Genomic DNA, 17,729 nt, shown 5'->3' with positions numbered 1-17,729 from the left:
CAGATGGCAGACCAAAAGCAAGCGATCAGCCTAGTAACGCCCGCGCAAATGCCACTCACCAGGGCCAATGTCATTACGCACTGACAGGCGGGTTGACTCATCCAGGCGCGGATCGTCCGGGGCATACAAACCACACAAACGCAAAGCCTGACGCATATTGATCGCCGCACCAAGATACTCATAGACCACCCGCGTACAACACGGAATACGTTCGCCACTGCCGGACACCCCCAGCTTCAGGCCCGTTAAACGCGTGATCCGATTCTTAAACGAAGGAAACAGAATCGTCTGCGTCATCTCCAAACTGGTCAAGGTTTCATAATCCGTCAAAAAAATGCGATCCGTCAGCATATGCACCAGGCCTCGGTAAACACCGCGATACGCCTTGCTCTGCGCGTGCTCTCTGAGGCGCTCGGTGCGTTGATAGTAGACACGCTCGTCGCGCTTTTCCACATACACCAAAGTGCGTAACACCTGCCCCGGATACGCCATCGACAAATAGGTTTCGAAGTAGTAGCCCAGATACTTATCCAGGGCAACTGTCCCGATCTGTTTCAGATGCGCCAGATGCGGGGCCTCCGGTACCTGGCTGTCATCAGGCAGGGACTGTTTGGGGCGAACCTGTACCAACAACTCAAACTGCGTACTGGGCATCAAGATTTCGTGCTCTTCCACCCCAAAAAACTCACAACATCGGCGCAGCGTATGGGCCGAGGGGCGGTAGCGCCCGCTCAGGTAGCGATTGAACTGAGAGCGATTGATACCAAGACGGCGGCACACTTCAGCCACAGAACTGTAAAAAGTACACAGCAAACGCAAATTACGTGCGAAGTCCTCATGCATGGCGCTGTCCTTCAAGAACGGTGTACGTGAATCATAATTGCTTTCAGCATATGGCGCAGTATGACGCTACTTTCACATCATTTAGCACCAATCTGATGCAAAGTGCCAAATTCAATTTCGGCCGCCACAATGTTGCAATGTCTCGACATTCGCCGCTCAGGCAGATGAAAGCGACAACGACGGCACTCAGCCGCAAGGAGACATCAGATGCACACTTACCCGAGCCTCGCTCTGGCGTGGGTTGCCGTGCCCGGCAACTTCACCTTATTCGCCCTGCCGCATGACGACCCTCCAAAAAACGGGGGTAGCCATGCTTGAAATGCTCAATGATCTTCTCTGGTCCAAAGTACTCATCGTTACCCTGGTGGGTATTGGCCTCTGGTTCACCATTGCCTCGCGGTTTGTTCAATTCCGGTACTTTGGCCGCATGTTCCGTATTCTGGGAGCAAGCCAGGCGTTTGCCCACGATAAAAGCGGCCACCTGAACTCTTTTCAGGCGCTGATGCTCTCTGTGGCTGGCCGCGTTGGTGGAGGCAACATTGCCGGAGTCGCCGTGGCCATTACCCTGGGTGGGCCAGGCGCCATATTCTGGATGTGGATGGTTGGGCTGGTTGGCATGGCTACCAGCTACTTTGAATGTACCCTGGCCCAGGCGTACAAAATACGGGAACCCGACGGCACCTTCCGGGGTGGACCTGCCCACTACATCGCCCGTGGTATGGGAACGCGCTGGAAATGGCTGGCCACAGTCTATTCGATGCTGCTCTTGCTGACCTTCGGGTTTGGCTTTAACGCCGTGCAATCCTATGCCGTCGCCAACTCGATCAACGATGCCTTCGGCATTCCAGTCTGGACCACCGGCCTTATCCTTGCCCTGCTTACTGGCACGATCATTTTTGGAGGCATCAAACGCATCGCCAAAGCCGCCGAGATTCTGGTCCCGGTCATGACGGTCGGCTATATCACCATTACGCTATTCGTCATGGCACTCAACATCGACCAATTAGGCAATGTGTTCACACTGATCGTCAAAAGTGCATTTGGCTTGGAACCAGCGATTGGCGGCGGTATTGGTGCCGCCATTGTCATGGGTGTCAAACGCGGTCTGTTCTCTAATGAAGCCGGTTTGGGTAGTGCGCCCAATGTGGCGGCTGTGGCCTATGTACGCCACCCTGCCAGCCAGGGAATTGTGCAAGCCTTTTCCGTATTTATCGACACCCTGATCGTATGCTCGTGCACCGCCTTTATCATCCTGTGCGGCACCGTATATCAACCTGGAATGAGCGCCGAGATTGGGGGTGTCGCACTGACTCAGTCGTCTTTGGCCAGCCACGTCGGTGAATGGGGACGAGTCTTTGTCAGTATCGCGCTGATGCTGTTTGGCTTTACCACCGTTATCTACAATTCCTTTCTGGGCGAGAACAGCCTGAGCTGGTTCAGCAACAACAACCGCCCACTACTGATCGTCTACCGTACCGCCGTAATCGCACTATGTGGCTGGGGAGCGACCAACGATTTGAGCACGGTATTTGCCTTTGCCGACATTACGATGGGCTTGCTGGCCCTGACCAACTTGTTCGCTCTGGTCATGTTGTTCAAACCTGGGCTACGCCTGATGCGCGACTACGACGCACAGATACAAGCCAATGTAATCGAGCCTGAATTCAAGGCCGTACACTTTGCCGACATGAATATTGATATCGACACCTGGCGCCTGAATGAGCAGGACGAACGCAAGGATGTAAGCGCCCCGCAACTGATTACAAGCCAACACTAACAACACGTTGATCGGTCTGGCGCCTGTTGCGCCAGGCCCTGCCCTGAAGAGATGGAATCATGAACACCCGCATCGAACACGATCTGCTCGGAGAGATGACGCTGCCTGCCAATACCTGGTACGGCATTCAAACCCAACGTGCTGTAGAGAACTTTGCCATTACAAGCGTCTCGCTCCATCATTTCCCCGCATTAATCCGTGCGCTGGCAACCGTCAAAGCCGCTGCCGCCCACGCCAACCAGGAGCTGGGTCTACTTGAGCCGCCCAAAGCGCAGGCCATTGTTGCCGCGTGCACCGACATCATCAACGGACACCACCATGAGGCATTTGTGGTGGACATGATCCAGGGGGGGGCCGGGACCTCAACCAATATGAATGCCAATGAAGTCATCGCCAATCTGGCACTGGCAAAGCTGGGCCACGCCAAAGGCACATACGCGCACCTGCATCCTAATGACGATGTCAATAAGTCGCAATCGACCAATGACGCCTACCCAAGCGCGGTACGGGTCGCCCTACAATTTGCCGTCGAGCCTTTGATCGAAGCAGTCCACAACCTCACACAAGCCCTGCAAGCCAAGGGCACAGAGTTCGCCGATGTCATTAAAATGGGCCGCACCCAAATGCAGGATGCCGTACCCATGACATTGGGCATGGAGTTTGACGCTTTTACGGTAACCCTTGAGGAGGACATTGAACGACTGCACGATACCTGCCGCCTGTTGTGCGAAGTCAATTTGGGCGGCACCGCAATTGGCACTGGCCTTAACGCGCCCCCCGGCTACGCTGCGCTGGCGGTGCGGCACCTGGCCCGTCTATCGGGCAAACCCATCGTATCGGCTAAAAATCTGGTGGAGGCCAGCTCGGATATGGGCGCCTTCGTCCTGTTTTCTGCAGTACTCAAACGTCTAGCCATCAAACTATCCAAAATAGCCAATGATCTGCGCCTGCTCTCTAGCGGCCCGCGCACCGGGATCGGAGAAATTCATCTCCCCCCGATGCAACCAGGCTCGTCCATCATGCCGGGCAAGGTTAACCCCGTCATTCCCGAAGCCGTCAACCAAACAGCCTATCAAGTCATTGGCAACGATCTGGCCGTCACCCTGGCCGCCGAATCAGGGCAGCTTGAGCTCAATGCCATGGAACCACTGATTGCCTACAACCTGCTGTCCTCCATCAACCTTCTGGCGGCAGCATGCCGCATGCTGGATGAACGCTGCATACGTGGAATCCGCGCCGATCGTGCCCAGTGCCTGGCACAGGTTGAACGCAGTATCGGTGTTATTACGGCCCTGGTCCCACATATTGGATACAGCAACGCCTCACGCATCGCCGCCCAAGCCCTGCACAGCGGCGATACAGTACGCACTCTGGTACTGCGTGAAGGACTACTGAGCGAAACCAAACTGGATGCCTTGCTCTGCCCACAATCCATGTTCAAGACCGCAGGGTGCAGCACATGAGTGGCCGTATCCTGATGCTGCACACAGGTGGCACCATTGGCATGGAGCGTAGCCCGCAAGGATATCGCCCAATGACCCGGTTCAGCGCCATCGTGCCCCAACACATGGCTACTCTTTCAGGGCTGCCCGACTACGACCTTATCGAACTGGCCCCCTTAATTGACAGCGCCAACTTACTGCCCTCACATTGGGCGCGGATAGCCAGAACATTACGTACGCACTGGAACCAGTATGACGGTTTTGTCATCTTGCACGGCACCGATACCCTGGCATGGACAGCCAGTGCCCTGTCGTTCATGTTCCAGAGTGCCGACCGCCCCATTATTCTGACGGGCGCGCAAATCCCCTTACTTGAACCACGCAGCGATGCGCTGGCCAATCTGGGTACGGCACTGATTCTGGCCAGTTCCCCAGCAAATCGTGGTGTCACTATTTTTTTTGGAGGCGTCCTGCTCCAGGGCAACCGCAGCACAAAATCAAGCAGTACCGACTTTCAGGCGTTCAGCTCGCCCAATGCCGCGCCCTTGGCACGAGCCGGTATCAGCTTGCCATCACAACTGCCTGCCCCACCAACAGGGCCAATGCCCAACACCCACATCGACACACTAGACGACCATGCCGTGACCGTCTTGACCGTGTACCCTGGGCTTTGCGCTACACAGATTGAGGCCTTAACCCAGGCACCGGCCTTACGGGGCCTGATCCTGTGCAGTTACGGAACAGGCAACCTACCCGACGCCGATCCATCCTTGCTCCAAGCCCTGGCCCGCGCCGTTGAAAGCGGCATTGTGGTGGTCAACCGAACACAATGTGCGCAAGGATCGGTGGTACATGGCACCTACGCCACCAGCTCCACACTCGAGCGTATCGGTATCATTTCCGCATCGGATATGACGCTTGAAGCCGCCTTTGCCAAGCTACACATTTTGCTTGCCCTACACCGCGACCCTCAACAAGTGCGCGTGCAATTTCGCATTCCCCTGTGTGGTGAAATGTCTTAAGTCCAAGACCAAAGAGCGCCGCTCCATGCACTGACACACTAGATACTGGACCGGCCAGAGCGGTGCCTTACCCCAACTGACAAATCCGCATCACTGACCGGCCCGCTCAGGGAGCCTAGTGTGATTTACGCTACTCACGCCATCGAGAGCATCACTGTGCCACTGCGTAAAATCATCAGGACACGGGGCCCTGCCCCCTGTAAAGACGCTGCTACTGAACTGATCTGATTGGCCCTGTGCAATATTACCGCCGACTGGGGGCAACCTGCCTTGAACACGGAATGGTTGACAGACCTGCAACTGACCTTGCCGTGGCAGGCAGGCTGCCCAGTCGCCAAAATGCCAACACAGCAAACAGTGCGATCACGGCAGGCACTGCAGCGGCAATGAAAAGGTTGGATGTACTCCAGTTGAAACGCATCAGCTCCCCTCCAATCACCGGACCAAAAATAGAACCGAACCGCCCTATGCCCATCGCCCACCCCATGCCTGTGGAACGTACTGAGGTCGGGTAATACACCGCTGCCAACGCATTCAAAGCGGTCTGCCCACCCAGGACACAAAACCCGGCGGCAGCAATCACCAACCCTGCCATCGACATGGATGCCGCAACCTGGCCGATCACGACGATCATCAATGCCGCGCCGATAAAGGTCAGCGTCAACGTGGGACCAAAACCTCGGCGATCTACACACCAGCCCAGCAAGAGATTCCCGACCATTCCCCCCAGCCAGAAGAACGTCCCGGCGAGCACGGCTTGTGATGTGGAGTGCCCTGCCTCACTCATGATGACCGGCAGCCAGTTTGCCAGGAAGTAAGCGGCAAGCAGATTCATGAAATTCACGACCCAGAGCAGGACTGTTCCGGTTCCCAGACCATCACGAAACAAGTGCATGAAAGGCACACCCGACTTCTTTTTCTCCGGGATGGAAAAGGTACTATCCGCGGGCATGTCCAGCTGCGGATCAATGCGTGCAAGAGTCCGGCGGATTTGCTGTACCCGATTGCGCTGCATGGCCAGAAACTGCAGGGATTCCGGCATGGAAACCAACATCACAATCGCCAGCAGTAAAGGCGCTACCGCACCCGCAATAAACACAAATGACCAGCCATAAACTGGAATGACAGCCGCGGCAATGGCTCCCCCTACTGCCCCTCCGACAATAAAACCCGATGAGGTGATCATCATCAGGGTGACCCGTACCCGAGCTGGGCTGAACTCCCCAGCCAAGGCCACTGCATTGGGAATGATGGTACCCATGCTAAGTCCGGTCAGAAAACGCAGTACCAACAACTCATTGATTGAGCTGGCATACGCTGTGGCCAACATGCACACGGATAGGCAAAACATGGAGCCGATCAGCACAGGGCGGCGACCGATCCGGTCTGCTACTGGCCCCAGGGTCAAGGCACCAATCGCCATGCCCATCAAGCCCGCACCAAACACCGGACCAAGATCTGCTTTGGCAATCCCCCATTGTTTGATGATCGCCGGTGCGACATAGCCCATTGCCTGAACATCAAAGCCATCAATAATCAAGCTGAGCATACATAGGCCAAGCACGAAATACTGCAGTCTGCCCAAGCGGCTGCGATCAATCGTGTCCACCACGTTGATAATTTTCGTAGTCATGAGAGAAGTCCTTATTGCGTCAAATGCAATGCTTCATAGGCGGCGGTGAACAAGGGGTCGCGCTGCTGCAAGTCCTCGTGGCTAACTTTGCCGGTGCGGCGCATGTAGTCATAGGCAAAAGCGACGGGATCCAGATGCATTTTGTCGGCCACGTTCTCGTACCAATCCAGGCTCAAGCTGGCCGACTGCTGGAAGCTGCTCGATGAGGTGTCCCGCGCCGCACGGAAAGCGGCAAATGCAGCTTGAATATCCCCTGGATGAGCCACCAGGCCTTGGTGCAAGGCAATCGCATCCTGCATGGCCATGCGTGTTCCAGACCCCAGCGAGAAATGCACGGTACGCAGGGCATCACCCAGCAACACCACATTGTCGTGATACCAGTTCTCGTTACTGACAATATTGGCCTCGAACCACAAGGATCGATTGCTCAGCAGCTCATTGCTGCCCAGCTCCGTGCGAAACACGTCGGCGCAGAAGCGGCGGCTTTCCTCTTCACTGGCCTCGTGCAGGCCAGCGCGCTCCCAGGTTTCAGGATCAACCTCGACCAGGAAAGTCGACAATTCCGGGCTGTATTGGTAGCTATGGGCAATGAATACGCCATAAGGAGTGTCACGGAAAATCAGCGTGACGGGATGAAAACGCTGATGCGTGCCATACCAGGCAAACTTGTTCCGGCGGCGGGTAAAGCTGGGGCGAAAGTGCTCGGCCATTTGCGTGCGCACGGCACTGTTGCCACCATCCGCAGCGATCAGCACATCACACTCGGCAGCCAGCTTACGAACATCCTCAATACGCTGTTCGTAGTGAATCCGGATGCCCTCCCTCTGACAGGCTTGCTGCAATACACGCAGCATGTCGATACGCGATGTGCGCGAAAAATGATTGCCATGCACTTGTACATGACAAGACTGATGCACGATTTCCATATAGTCGCAGCGCTCATGATGTGCAATGAACTCTTGATAGAAATCCGGGTCAGCCTTTTGCAGAAACGACAGGCCGATGTCAGAGAATACGACTCCCCAACCATAGGTCGCGCCTTCGGGGTTTTGCTCAAATACCTGGATTTCATGCGATGGCATGTGCTTTTTAGCAAGCAAAGCGAAGTACAGGCCTGCTGGGCCAGCGCCAATAATCGTAATTTTCATGATGCGGCCTTATTCAGTGGGCGAGAGAAAGAGTCATTGCATTCGCGCTGATAAGCCAGCAATGCTTCGCGAAAACTCTCTGGAACAGGAATGGATTGACGTTCAGGGCGTTGCACACAGACAGGCGTCAGCTGTGCTGTAAAGACGGGTTCCCCTTGCGGAGTGGTAGCGACGATCTGCAGAACATAGGTTCGGGTTCTGACCTCCAGCACATGCACGGCCATGTCGAATGCTTCATCCGGACGCAGCGAACGCAGGAAGTCGAATGACAAGGCGCGGGTGGGTGTCCCGAACCCCTGCTCGCTCTTGCCCTGTTGTGGCGTGGTGCCGAACAACTCGCCATAAAACAGCTCGGCCGCTGCAATGACATAGTCGGAGAACGTAGCGGTATAGACCACGCCTGCGGGGTCACACTCCCCCCAACGCACTCGACGGCGCACAACAAGAGGACGTTGATGAAGCACGTATTCCAGTGGAGTCATAGTGACGCTCATGATTCAGGTGCCTCCTGCTCCAGCATCTGGGCAATACGCCGCTTCATGGCCGGTTTATCGACCTTGCCAACACGGGTCAAAGGGAACTCTTCCAGACTCTCTACGCGCTCCGGGCACTTGTATTTCGCCAGCCCTCGCCCAATCAGGAATTGCGCCAGTTCCTTGACGTCCGGTGCCTGATGGCCAGGGCGAGGAATAATAAATACGCAGGCCTTTTCACCATAAAAAGGATCCGGCATGGCGACCAGTTTCGCGTCGGACACGGCAGGATGCTGACTGACATGGGCTTCTACCTCTTCACAGCCAATTTTTTCCCCACCCCGATTCACGTTATCGTGCAAACGGCCTTCAAAGGAGTAGTACACGACACCATCAATACGGTGAGCTTTGACCATGTCCCCGGTGCGATAAAAACCATCGCGGGTAAAAGAGGTTTCGTTGGCCTGCGGATTGGCAAAGTACCCCGTCAGGCTGGACGGCCCACGAAAACACAGCTCGCCTACTTCACCCTCAGGTGCCAACTCCTCCAGAGTTGGTTTGAACAGACGGATCTCATCATCAGCGCAGCCTGAACTACCCTGGGTTGCGTGACGCACGACATCCGGAGCATCTGCTGGAGAGCCCAACAACAGCCCTTCCGTAATACCGTACAAGTTGGAACAAGGCAGGCCCAGATGCTTCTCCAGGGAGTCAGCACGACTCATCGTGGAAAACAGTTTCAAAGACGACAGGTCATGGCTGGCGATATCTGGATAAGCCATCAGTTGTGGGGCAATCGGCCCGATCGACAAGGCATGGGTAACACGATGCTCGGCAATCAGATCCAGCATGCGCTTGATATCTACCCTGGGCATCAAGACCACCGAGGTGCCGAACAAGACCGGTGGAATCAAGGCATAGAGCGAGCCTGCATTGTGAATTAAGGGCAGCGACCAGATGATCCGGCTATCTGCATCAATCCGATAGCGGCGAGACCAGCCTGCAGAGTGCCCCAAGTATTCGGCATGAAAGCGCGGAATAATTTTGGGCACGCCTGTTGTTCCACCCGAGAGCTGGAAGCTCAAGACATCAGACAGCCCCAATTTGATCTGCGCCAGTTTCTGCTTGGCTTCCTCAAAAGAGACACTGGCTAGCAGTTGCTGCATGGCAGGCGTGCCGGTACTCTGGCCTCGCACCAGAACCAGATGTTGCAGTGATGCATGACGCTCCACCATGCTTTGAGCAAAGGACAACAAGTCAAAATTGGGCGAGAAATCAGCCTGTACGAAGTATCCTCGCGCCTGGGATTGTTCTGCTAACTGCCCTATCTCGACTTCCCGGTGCTGAGGCAAGGAACACACCGGCACAATCCCTGCCTTGAAGCACGCCAACAAGACAATCACCGTCTCTACCGTAGTACCAAGCTGAAAGATGGCGCGATCACCCGGATTCAGACCCAAACTAAGCAAGGCTGCTGCCAGCCGTTCGCTAGCCTCATCCAGATCCGCAAAGCTCACGCTGCGCTCATCACTGATAAACGCCATTCGCTCCGGGTACTGACGGGCTGTATGACGCAAGGCATCGCCCACCGTACTGCCAATCCATGAGCCGCTCGCCAAGGCCGCTTGCGCACGTTCTGCACTAGGGTAAACAACGCCGTCAATGGGGTAATTGATATTGTTCATTTGTCTCCTCCCGCCCTGACTAGCCCTGCAACGGCACTAAGCGCACGACATCTCGGTCGAAACGCTCGATACGGCCATCCAAGCCACCGGTGAACATGCCATACCAAAGCGCCGGTTTCAGCCCCAAGGCTTTGCGCTCAAACTCAATCGGGCCGCTGGCTTGGATAATGTCGTAATCCTTGCCCGCCAGGATCTTGCAGTCCGGATGCTGCTCAGCAGAACGAATCAAGGAAGAAAACTCATCGACTCGGGGCACAAACACACGGACCGCCGCGCTTTCGACTTGCTCATGCTGGCCGACCAGCTGGGCTTTTTGATTCCAGACCACATCAATATCCGTCAATAGCTGTCCCTTGGCGAAGGCCTGATCTTCCAAGGCCATGGCCGCCTCCAACGTAATCTGCGCATCCAGAGCATCCAACTGCGTCAATGGGCGCAACTTATGCGTAAATTCCACGAAGTAACCGTTAGGGTCGCGCACATAAATCGACTCGATCACTTCATGGCGGGTTTCCACGGAAACGTCCAGGTTCTGCGCTTCCAACCGCTCTTTCCAGGCACGCAACTCTTGTGGCCCATCCACTAGCCAGGCGGTATGGGTGGCATCTGCTTCATGATCGTCGGGCAAAGGACGAGCCGCTGCGCGAGTACGCATTCCTGCCGGCTCCTGAGATCCCAAATAGTAGAAAAACGCAATGGTGCTGCCATTGCCGCTATCAAAGAAAAAATGCAGAAAATCAGGATGGGTTGTTGGCCCCCAGCCACGTGCCGAGATCACATGCACCAATGGCAAACCCAGTTTGTCTCGATAAAACTCTACCGTTTCACGCAGACGCCACGTAGGGCGAGCAGTATGGTCCACACCGAGTAAAGTCAGACGAGGAAGATTACGTTCAGGCATAGTTAGCCCTCCTTGAGAACAGGATGTATCTGGAATGGGGTGAGATAGCGCCTTAGTGCGCTATCAGGAAACTGCTAATGAGGTGCTAACGTGGAAAGTGTTCAAGCAACCATTGCGCCAGCAAGCGTCCCGCCTCCAAGCGCCCCGGTTCTTCGGCCTCTGTCAACGCTCTGCCATGGTGATCACCTCGAACCCGTAAATGCTGCTTATCGGACGCCCCTAAGGCCGCCACAATGCCTTGCACATCGCTGGGGAAACAGGCCTGATCCCCGGTGTATTCAATCACTAGAACAGGGGCTGAAATATCGGGAGCCGTCTTGAGCAAAGAAGCGTTGGACGACAAGGCGGACCAGGTAGACAGCCAGCTCTCCGGGGTGCACTGGCGAGCAAAGCCAACCGCCCCGTAATTCGACGCATACGGATTCGCCCCCCACAAGGACCCCGGCTTTCGATCCGAACTGTCTTGCGACAAATCGAAGCAGCGTAAGTCGGCGTCCGTGCGCCACACATTGATAATGGGGGTATGCGCGGCCAGACGACGATCTTCCTGACTGGCCTTTGCCCCCGCCTCCTTGACACGCTGACGTGCTTGTTGACGACGCGCGATCAGTTCACGGGCGTGGTGATCAATACGAGCGACACGGTCACGCTGTGCGGCGCGATAGCGTTCAATAAACTGAGCGCTATAGCTGGCCTGGCCTTTTTCTGCATATCCATTCTCGGGAGACAAGGGGTCCAGCATAGGATCAATAGACAGGGGATCGCTCTCATCCCGCACGCTAGGGTCAATGCAGTTGAGCAATAGCATCCCTTGACCGGGATGCGGGCCTATCAGCACCAACCCGTCTACTGCAGGCATATCCAGATCTGCCAAGTTCGTGGGCCGCCCGGCTGGCGTGCGCGCAATGCGCTGCTCTGCAGGCAAGGCCGATTGCTGAGCATACAGGGCATACAAGCCCGCGCCGCCCGAATTCCCCAACAAGATGATGCGTTTGAAACCCGCTGAACGCAGATACTGAAGGCCAGCTGCTACATCATGCAAAGCGAACTCGTGCTCCAGCCGCAAATCGTTGCCAACCGAGCGTGGCGACTGCGACCAGGCAGCGTAGCCTGCGCCGACGATATCGGGAATCAGATAGTGACAGGCCATGAATTCACGGGGATGCATGATGCAAACCACCGTATCGGCCCCTTGCGCTGGAGCATATAAAGAGCCACCCGTGGCCGCTTGGTCGGCCGTGCGCAACACAACATTTCTCGTGATGGTGCCCGCAGGGACATCACGGGGGTTCCAGTCGGTATTCAAGAAACCGGCGGTAGGCTGAGCGGTAGAGTTGGAATGACGGTTCATAGTGCTATGTGCAGGGCACAACCCATAACATTGATTTAGATCAATATTATTTTTATTCGACACCAACGTCAATAATTTGACTTAGGTGTTAATACTGAGTTGTATACGCTGACAGCACTGTCAAAAACCCAAGAGTTGGTGGGACTTAGCGGCGCTCCAGACTATCCGTCAGTTTTTCCATGGCGTCGCGCATCTGTGCCATCGCCAGATCTATTTCCTGATTATTATTGGCAGTCTCCGAGCCGGCATCAGTACGGCTCAACATCCGCAGGCCAAAGGATGCAATCAGTTCAGCAATAGGCTCTGTGGGCTTGCCCGCCCGGCTATCAAACCACCAGGCGCACCAGTTACACATGCCAATTATGGAAAACGCGGCGATATCCGCATCTACTGTCCTAAACATTCCCTCTGCAATACCGCGTTCAATCACCGCCACAAAACCTCTACGCACCGCACGGCGCGAGGCTTGCGCCTCCTTGCGTAGTTCTTCCGGCAAGCTGCTTTCACTGCGCTCTGCCACTCGAAACTGCAAGGGATGCTGAAGCACCAGCCCGGCATGATGCAAAATCAGCTGCCGCAAGGCTTCGTCCGGGGAAAGGTCTTCTTGCTGAATGACCTCTGCAATCAAGTCCCCTGCCCGCTTGGTGACGGCTGTCGTCAAACTCTCCAGCATCGCTTCCTTGCTGCGAAAGTAGTAATACAGCGCCGTTCGGGTCATGCCAACTGCATCAGCAATATCATTGAAATTCGTGCCTCCAAAGCCCTTTTCAATGAACAACAAAGAGGCCGCATCCAAAATGGCCTGGCGCTGAATATCACTGCGTGTCGGGCGAGACTTCGCCATGATTTTTTTCATCGTTTTTATGCTTAAGGTCAGTACACGATCTGTATTATTACTGGTCGCTGCGCAGGATGGGGACTTGGCAACACCACAGTAGCTCCGGGGGATGCCCAAAGAACTCAGGGTTCACGTCGCTGCGTGCTGAAGACATCGGGTTTCCATTTATTGACACTATTGTCAATGAATTCATAATTTCGTCAAACCCCGGTGTTCTTCTTAGGGTAGGCTCAAACATGCCCATCTCCCCTTCGCTCCGGCTCAACGAGCGCTTTCTTGAACTCTACGTCCAGGACCTTCCTGCAGCCCAGGCAGCCATTTCACGGCGGTATTGTTCTTATCGAGTTCGCCACGCCACGACCGACACAAGGTCCCCCATCGTGCTGCACAGTGCCGTATCGGGTGCCGTCACGCTATCCACCTTGACGTTTGGGCGCGACATCGAGATCGAGCCGGAAGATCTGGACTCTTGCCTCTTGATCACGACAACGATGAAAGGCCACACCGAACTGGCGACACACCACACACGATATGGCGGCGGGCCGGGAACAACCGCCTTAAGTGTTGCGGCCGATCAGCCACGCTTTCACTACACCCCTGCTGGAGAGGTTCTTAAGGTCCAGTTGGATTCTCGGCGTGTGTCTGCCGTGTGCTGGCGTCTGATGCAACGCCAAGGCCAGCAAGCCTTGCGATTCAACACTCAAATGACGGACCCAGAGGCACTACGGCGCTGGTTGATGTTGCTCGACTTTGTGGTGAGCACTTTGAATGACAGCGATATTGCCTTGCGCACATCACTGGCGCCCAGCATAGAGGAAATGCTGACGCTGACACTGCTGGACATACAGGCGCATAACTACACCGATGCCTTGCGCTCGCCCATCACCAACATCACCCCAAAACAACTACGCCTGGCGATCGACTTCATGGAAGCCCATTTTGAGCAGGCCTTAACCCTGGCCCAAATTGCGGACGAGGCCAATTGCAGTATTCGCTCGCTTTCACGCGCTTTCCAGCAGTTTCGACAAACTACGCCCATGCAGCACCTGAACGAACTACGTCTACAGAAAGTCCACGAAGAGCTGCTCAACACCGCCAGCTCTACCCAATCCATTGCAGCCCTGGCTCTGCAACATGGTTTCAGCCACCTGAGCTCTTTTAATCAACAATACCGGCGCCGTTACGCAGAAAGCCCATCGCAAACCCGCGCACGGGCTCACGATGGGACTGTGTAGTACAAGAGACGGATTTAAGAAATCTTGTACATCCCGCCATCTACGGCCAGAGCCTGCCCCGTCACAAAAGCACCATCATCGCTAGTCAAAAAGAGAATAGGGCCGACGATATCTTCAGGTGTCGCAAAACGCTTGATCGCCTGTTGCTGCCACACGCTGCGGGCCATTTCTTCTGGCAGACCTCGGGTGCCGGGAGTTTGTGTCAACGCCGGCAAAATCGCGTTAACGGTAATGCCGTCTTCCGCCAATTCATTCGACAAACCTCGCACAAAACCGATCACTCCCATCTTGGCCGCCATGTAGTGGCTTAGACCCGCCAGCGGAGTACCAATCGAGTTCGAGGAAAAATTCACAAACCGCCCCCACTGGTTCTTGCGCATCAAAGGCACAAACGCCTTGGCCGAATGAAAATGCGAATCCAGGTTCACACGCAAGGTACGTGACCAGAGCTCAAAATCCAGCTCATCAAAGGTCGCAAAGGGATAGATACCGGCATTGTTCACCACAATGTCCGCCCGGCCATATCGCTGGTCAACAGCCTGCGCAAAACTCGCCCAAGCCTTGGGATCACTAACGTCCCCCGTCAAAACCAGCGGATCACCACCGATCATGGCTTGAGTTTCCGTTGGGGTTTCAAGATCAATCAAAACCAGTTGCGCACCTCGCTCCGCCAAGCGAACAGCCACCTCGCGTCCAATACCTCGCCCAGCGCCCGTCACTACCGCTACACGTCCTTCATAGGTGTTATTCATGATGTCTCCTTTCATTTAAATAATGGAAATACAGCCTGGATCGCTTAGAGCGGGAACGCTGCCCGAATCCAGAAAGCGTGTCCCTGAGGCCCATTGCGAACCGCCATTTCCTGTTGCCACTTTGCCGTCACGAACCAGCCCTTGCTGCTGGCGTACTTGATGCTGGGTCCCACAGCAAACGCCCGATGACGGCTGCCACTGATCGTCTGCCCGCCCTGCTTGTCATCGCTTGTCTGAACGGTGGCGTAGCCACCGACACCCAGAGCCCACTCAGGCGAAACCGACCATCCCAATGAATAGTCCGCATATAGTTCATTGCCGGACGTATAAGCGGTGCTGCGGTTTTTTTGATTGAACAAATAACCAACTTTGACGTCTGCATTCAAGCCTTTAGGATCCACCCAGCTAGCTGCCACTACTGGCCCGTAAGACCAGTAATTACGTCCGATATTGGCGAGATTGCTTTTGCTGTAGCCCCCGGTGGGTGCAAAGACATCCAGCGCCCCAATGACATGAAAACGCTCGCTAAAGTGCCAACCAATGCCAGACGACAAAGTAATGTCACCCAGCCCCGTTCTGGTCTGGCTTCTACCCGCAGCGGAAACATGCAGGTTCACCAAAGGAACAATGGCACTGAGCAATACATCACCACCCAGAGCCTTCTGAGGCGTGACCCAGACAAAGCGGCTAACCAACGCATTGGCCTTGAGGCTGAAGTCCGGTGGTGACGCATCTTGCCCCTCATTGCCACGCACCTTGTTCGCCGAATACACCTGCCCGTAGAACAGGCTGTAAAAACCGGGCGGCGGCAATACACCCGTCAAAAAGTTCTCGGCTCCAAAGGGATAAACCGAACCGCCACCTTCGGTAGCCCCTACCAGGGGGCTATTCAAAGCAAGCAGCAAGGCAGTCACACTGGTCGCTGCAGACCGACCCAGGAATAAAGACATGGGAATCTCCTTTGCGCCACGGCTAGCGCTGCGCCCCAAAAATCCCCAAAGCACCGGGCTGAAGATCCACAATCACACTCTTGGTCAGCGTGTAATGGTTCAGCACCTCATGCGCAAATTCCCGCCCAAAGCCACTTTGCTTATAGCCACCGATCGGCATGCCGCCCAAGAAGTTGTAGTAGCGGTTCACCCAGACCGTGCCGGTTTCCAGCTCGCACGCCATGCGGTGCGCCCGTGCCAGATTGGAGGTCCAGACCCCACCACCCAGACCATAAATCGAGGCATTGGCCAGGCGCATGACCTCGTCATCATCTTTCCAGGTCAACACGCTGGTCACGGGCCCAAAGATTTCTTCCTGCGCGATCTTCATGGTGTTCTTCACGTCTGTAAACACGGTGGGCTGCACAAACAAGCCCTTCTCGAAGCCCGGTACATGAGCGCGGCCACCACCACATAAAACCGAAGCGCCTTCACGTGGACCTTCCTGCAAGTAGCCCATGATCTTGTCCATTTGCATTTGAGACGCCTGCGGCCCCAGTTGGGTGTCAGGCGACTGCGGGTCTCCAATGCGAATACCGGCAAGAATCCGCTGAAGCTTTTCAAGAAACTCATCGCGAACCTTCTCATGCACGAACAAACGCGAACCTGCCAGGCACACCTCCCCTTTGTTCAGAATGGTGGACATCGCAGCACCTTCTGCCGCGGCATCCAGGTCTGCATCCTCACAAACAATATTTGCGGACTTGCCACCCAGTTCCATCGTCTGCGGAATGATATTGGTCGAGGCATACTGCATCAGCTTTCTGGCCGTAGGGCGGGAACCCGTAAAGCCAACCTTGCGCACACGAGGATCGGTCACCAGCGTCTCGCCCAAATCAGGGCCGTAGCCCGTCACGATATTGAGCACACCGGGAGGCAGCAGATCAGCCATCTCCCTGGCAAACTCCAGCACCGACAAACACACGATTTCAGAAGGTTTAAGCACCACCGTGTTGCCAGCCGCCAAGGCAGGAGCGATCTTGGTGGCCAGCATGATCATGGGCACATTCCAGGGAATGATCTGCACCACCACGCCTAAGGGCTCGCGATGGATGATGCCGATAGAGTCTGTACCCAGGGAGGAAGTGTGATGTACCGCTTCCCCGTGCAACTGCCAGGGCGTGCCGGAGAAAATCGCAAACTGCTCGATCGCCATGGGCATGTCGAAATGCGTAGATTCACTGATCGGCTTGCCGTTGTTCAACGTATCCATCAGCGCGAAATGGTGTGCCCGCGCCTTCAAGCGACGGGTGATCTCGTAAAGAATCTCCTGACGTGCCGCAGGCGGTGTACGAGACCAGGATGGGAAAGCACGGGCAGCCGCATCAACCGCCCGCTTGGCATCAGCGGCATTACCTGCAGCAATATGCGCCAGAGTTTCCCCTGTAGCCGGGTTGCCTAACGGTATGGTTTTGCCGCTGTCACCAGCTACCCAGGTGCCATCAATGAAATGGCCATACTCAGGAAGAAAACCCGCATTGCTCGAGTCGCGGGATGGATTGGGATTGGTCATCAAAACGTCTCCTTGTAGTCAATCATTCGCTCGTCTTGTCTGCGAGCCTGACTACAAGTTAGACGCCTACCGGGCAATGGCTCTACCATCCTGCGGCCAGGGGTGGCGGATTTTTGCCAGATTAAGC

15 protein-coding genes are annotated in these 17,729 nt (G+C 55.5%); 4 read left to right on the top strand and 11 right to left on the bottom strand.

The genetic code is table 11. The features are described 5' to 3' along the window. Positions 1-30 precede the first annotated feature (30 nt). Positions 31-843, bottom strand: coding sequence for a helix-turn-helix domain-containing protein (locus tag KOE80_RS00280; RefSeq protein ID WP_226348055.1), 813 nt, complete (start codon positions 841-843; stop codon positions 31-33). 310 nt (positions 844-1,153) lie between these two features. Here KOE80_RS00280 and KOE80_RS00275 point away from each other — a divergent pair, with 310 nt between their 5' ends. The 3 genes from KOE80_RS00275 to KOE80_RS00265 are packed head-to-tail and all read left to right on the top strand — an operon-like array spanning position 1,154 to position 5,084. Next, entirely contained in the window at positions 1,154-2,620 is a 1,467-nt protein-coding gene (locus KOE80_RS00275) for an alanine/glycine:cation symporter family protein (protein ID WP_226348054.1), read from the top strand. A 59-nt stretch (positions 2,621-2,679) separates the two neighbouring features. Further along, on the top strand, positions 2,680-4,083 hold the full coding sequence (locus KOE80_RS00270; protein ID WP_226348053.1) for an aspartate ammonia-lyase: 1,404 nt from the start codon (positions 2,680-2,682) through the stop codon (positions 4,081-4,083). Beyond that, on the top strand, positions 4,080-5,084 hold the full coding sequence (locus KOE80_RS00265) for an asparaginase (protein ID WP_226348052.1): 1,005 nt from the start codon (positions 4,080-4,082) through the stop codon (positions 5,082-5,084). Before KOE80_RS00270 ends, KOE80_RS00265 begins: the two co-directional genes overlap by 4 nt. 244 nt (positions 5,085-5,328) lie before the next feature. Here the strand turns inward: KOE80_RS00265 and KOE80_RS00260 are convergent, their stop codons facing one another. The 7 genes from KOE80_RS00260 to KOE80_RS00230 all read right to left on the bottom strand — a co-directional run bounded on the left by KOE80_RS00260 (position 5,329) and on the right by KOE80_RS00230 (position 13,119). After that, positions 5,329-6,717 carry an MFS transporter gene (locus KOE80_RS00260; protein ID WP_226348051.1) on the bottom strand — a complete coding sequence of 463 codons (1,389 nt, stop codon included), beginning with the start codon at positions 6,715-6,717 and terminating at the stop codon, positions 5,329-5,331. Positions 6,718-6,728: 11 nt separating this feature from the next. Next, complete coding sequence (locus KOE80_RS00255) at positions 6,729-7,865, bottom strand: FAD-dependent monooxygenase (RefSeq protein ID WP_226348050.1); 1,137 nt, start codon at positions 7,863-7,865, stop codon at positions 6,729-6,731. Next, positions 7,862-8,347, bottom strand: coding sequence for an acyl-CoA thioesterase (locus KOE80_RS00250; protein ID WP_413228913.1), 486 nt, complete (start codon positions 8,345-8,347; stop codon positions 7,862-7,864). Before KOE80_RS00250 ends, KOE80_RS00255 begins: the two co-directional genes overlap by 4 nt. Positions 8,348-8,355: 8 nt before the next feature. Then, positions 8,356-10,023: an AMP-binding protein gene (locus KOE80_RS00245; protein ID WP_226348048.1), complete on the bottom strand. Its 1,668-nt coding sequence runs from the start codon at positions 10,021-10,023 to the stop codon at positions 8,356-8,358. A gap of 19 nt (positions 10,024-10,042) precedes the next feature. Beyond that, entirely contained in the window at positions 10,043-10,924 is an 882-nt protein-coding gene (locus tag KOE80_RS00240; RefSeq protein ID WP_226348047.1) for a VOC family protein, read from the bottom strand. A gap of 85 nt (positions 10,925-11,009) precedes the next feature. Beyond that, positions 11,010-12,275 carry an alpha/beta hydrolase gene (locus KOE80_RS00235; protein ID WP_226348046.1) on the bottom strand — a complete coding sequence of 422 codons (1,266 nt, stop codon included), beginning with the start codon at positions 12,273-12,275 and terminating at the stop codon, positions 11,010-11,012. A 145-nt stretch (positions 12,276-12,420) separates the two neighbouring features. After that, the gene (locus KOE80_RS00230) at positions 12,421-13,119 is read right to left on the bottom strand and encodes a TetR/AcrR family transcriptional regulator (RefSeq protein WP_086069486.1); all 699 of its coding nucleotides are present in this window, start codon (positions 13,117-13,119) and stop codon (positions 12,421-12,423) included. Between the two features lie 230 nt (positions 13,120-13,349). Between KOE80_RS00230 and KOE80_RS00225 the strand changes: the two genes are divergently transcribed. After that, positions 13,350-14,348 carry an AraC family transcriptional regulator gene (locus KOE80_RS00225; protein ID WP_226348045.1) on the top strand — a complete coding sequence of 333 codons (999 nt, stop codon included), beginning with the start codon at positions 13,350-13,352 and terminating at the stop codon, positions 14,346-14,348. Between the two features lie 14 nt (positions 14,349-14,362). Here KOE80_RS00225 and KOE80_RS00220 read toward each other — a convergent pair whose 3' ends face one another. From KOE80_RS00220 to KOE80_RS00210, 3 genes are read right to left on the bottom strand one after another with little or no spacing between them, the layout of a single operon-like run. Next, the gene (locus KOE80_RS00220; protein WP_226348044.1) at positions 14,363-15,100 is read right to left on the bottom strand and encodes an SDR family NAD(P)-dependent oxidoreductase; all 738 of its coding nucleotides are present in this window, start codon (positions 15,098-15,100) and stop codon (positions 14,363-14,365) included. A gap of 44 nt (positions 15,101-15,144) precedes the next feature. Beyond that, positions 15,145-16,050 carry a transporter gene (locus tag KOE80_RS00215; RefSeq protein WP_226348043.1) on the bottom strand — a complete coding sequence of 302 codons (906 nt, stop codon included), beginning with the start codon at positions 16,048-16,050 and terminating at the stop codon, positions 15,145-15,147. A 22-nt stretch (positions 16,051-16,072) separates the two neighbouring features. Next, positions 16,073-17,602, bottom strand: a complete 1,530-nt coding sequence (locus KOE80_RS00210) for an aldehyde dehydrogenase family protein (RefSeq protein WP_226348042.1) — start codon at positions 17,600-17,602, stop codon at positions 16,073-16,075. Positions 17,603-17,729: the final 127 nt, after the last annotated feature.

It is taken from the genome of Alcaligenes sp. 13f, from assembly GCF_020496585.1.
Lineage (GTDB): Bacteria > Pseudomonadota > Gammaproteobacteria > Burkholderiales > Burkholderiaceae_B > Alcaligenes > Alcaligenes phenolicus.
The sequence above is the reverse complement of the archived record's forward strand: the minus strand, read 5'-3'. Positions and strand labels throughout refer to the sequence as shown.

Excerpts from the sequence above, each read along its gene's own strand:
- KOE80_RS00280 (WP_226348055.1), bottom strand. The coding sequence starts at position 843 with ATGCATGAGGACTTCGCACGTAATTTGCGTTTGCTGTGTACTTTTTAC.
- KOE80_RS00275 (WP_226348054.1), top strand. The coding sequence starts at position 1,154 with ATGCTTGAAATGCTCAATGATCTTCTCTGGTCCAAAGTACTCATCGTT.
- KOE80_RS00270 (WP_226348053.1), top strand. The coding sequence starts at position 2,680 with ATGAACACCCGCATCGAACACGATCTGCTCGGAGAGATGACGCTGCCT.
- KOE80_RS00265 (WP_226348052.1), top strand. The coding sequence starts at position 4,080 with ATGAGTGGCCGTATCCTGATGCTGCACACAGGTGGCACCATTGGCATG.
- KOE80_RS00260 (WP_226348051.1), bottom strand. The coding sequence starts at position 6,717 with ATGACTACGAAAATTATCAACGTGGTGGACACGATTGATCGCAGCCGC.
- KOE80_RS00255 (WP_226348050.1), bottom strand. The coding sequence starts at position 7,865 with ATGAAAATTACGATTATTGGCGCTGGCCCAGCAGGCCTGTACTTCGCT.
- KOE80_RS00250 (WP_413228913.1), bottom strand. The coding sequence starts at position 8,347 with ATGACTCCACTGGAATACGTGCTTCATCAACGTCCTCTTGTTGTGCGC.
- KOE80_RS00245 (WP_226348048.1), bottom strand. The coding sequence starts at position 10,023 with ATGAACAATATCAATTACCCCATTGACGGCGTTGTTTACCCTAGTGCA.
- KOE80_RS00240 (WP_226348047.1), bottom strand. The coding sequence starts at position 10,924 with ATGCCTGAACGTAATCTTCCTCGTCTGACTTTACTCGGTGTGGACCAT.
- KOE80_RS00235 (WP_226348046.1), bottom strand. The coding sequence starts at position 12,275 with ATGAACCGTCATTCCAACTCTACCGCTCAGCCTACCGCCGGTTTCTTG.
- KOE80_RS00230 (WP_086069486.1), bottom strand. The coding sequence starts at position 13,119 with ATGGCGAAGTCTCGCCCGACACGCAGTGATATTCAGCGCCAGGCCATT.
- KOE80_RS00225 (WP_226348045.1), top strand. The coding sequence starts at position 13,350 with ATGCCCATCTCCCCTTCGCTCCGGCTCAACGAGCGCTTTCTTGAACTC.
- KOE80_RS00220 (WP_226348044.1), bottom strand. The coding sequence starts at position 15,100 with ATGAATAACACCTATGAAGGACGTGTAGCGGTAGTGACGGGCGCTGGG.
- KOE80_RS00215 (WP_226348043.1), bottom strand. The coding sequence starts at position 16,050 with ATGTCTTTATTCCTGGGTCGGTCTGCAGCGACCAGTGTGACTGCCTTG.
- KOE80_RS00210 (WP_226348042.1), bottom strand. The coding sequence starts at position 17,602 with ATGACCAATCCCAATCCATCCCGCGACTCGAGCAATGCGGGTTTTCTT.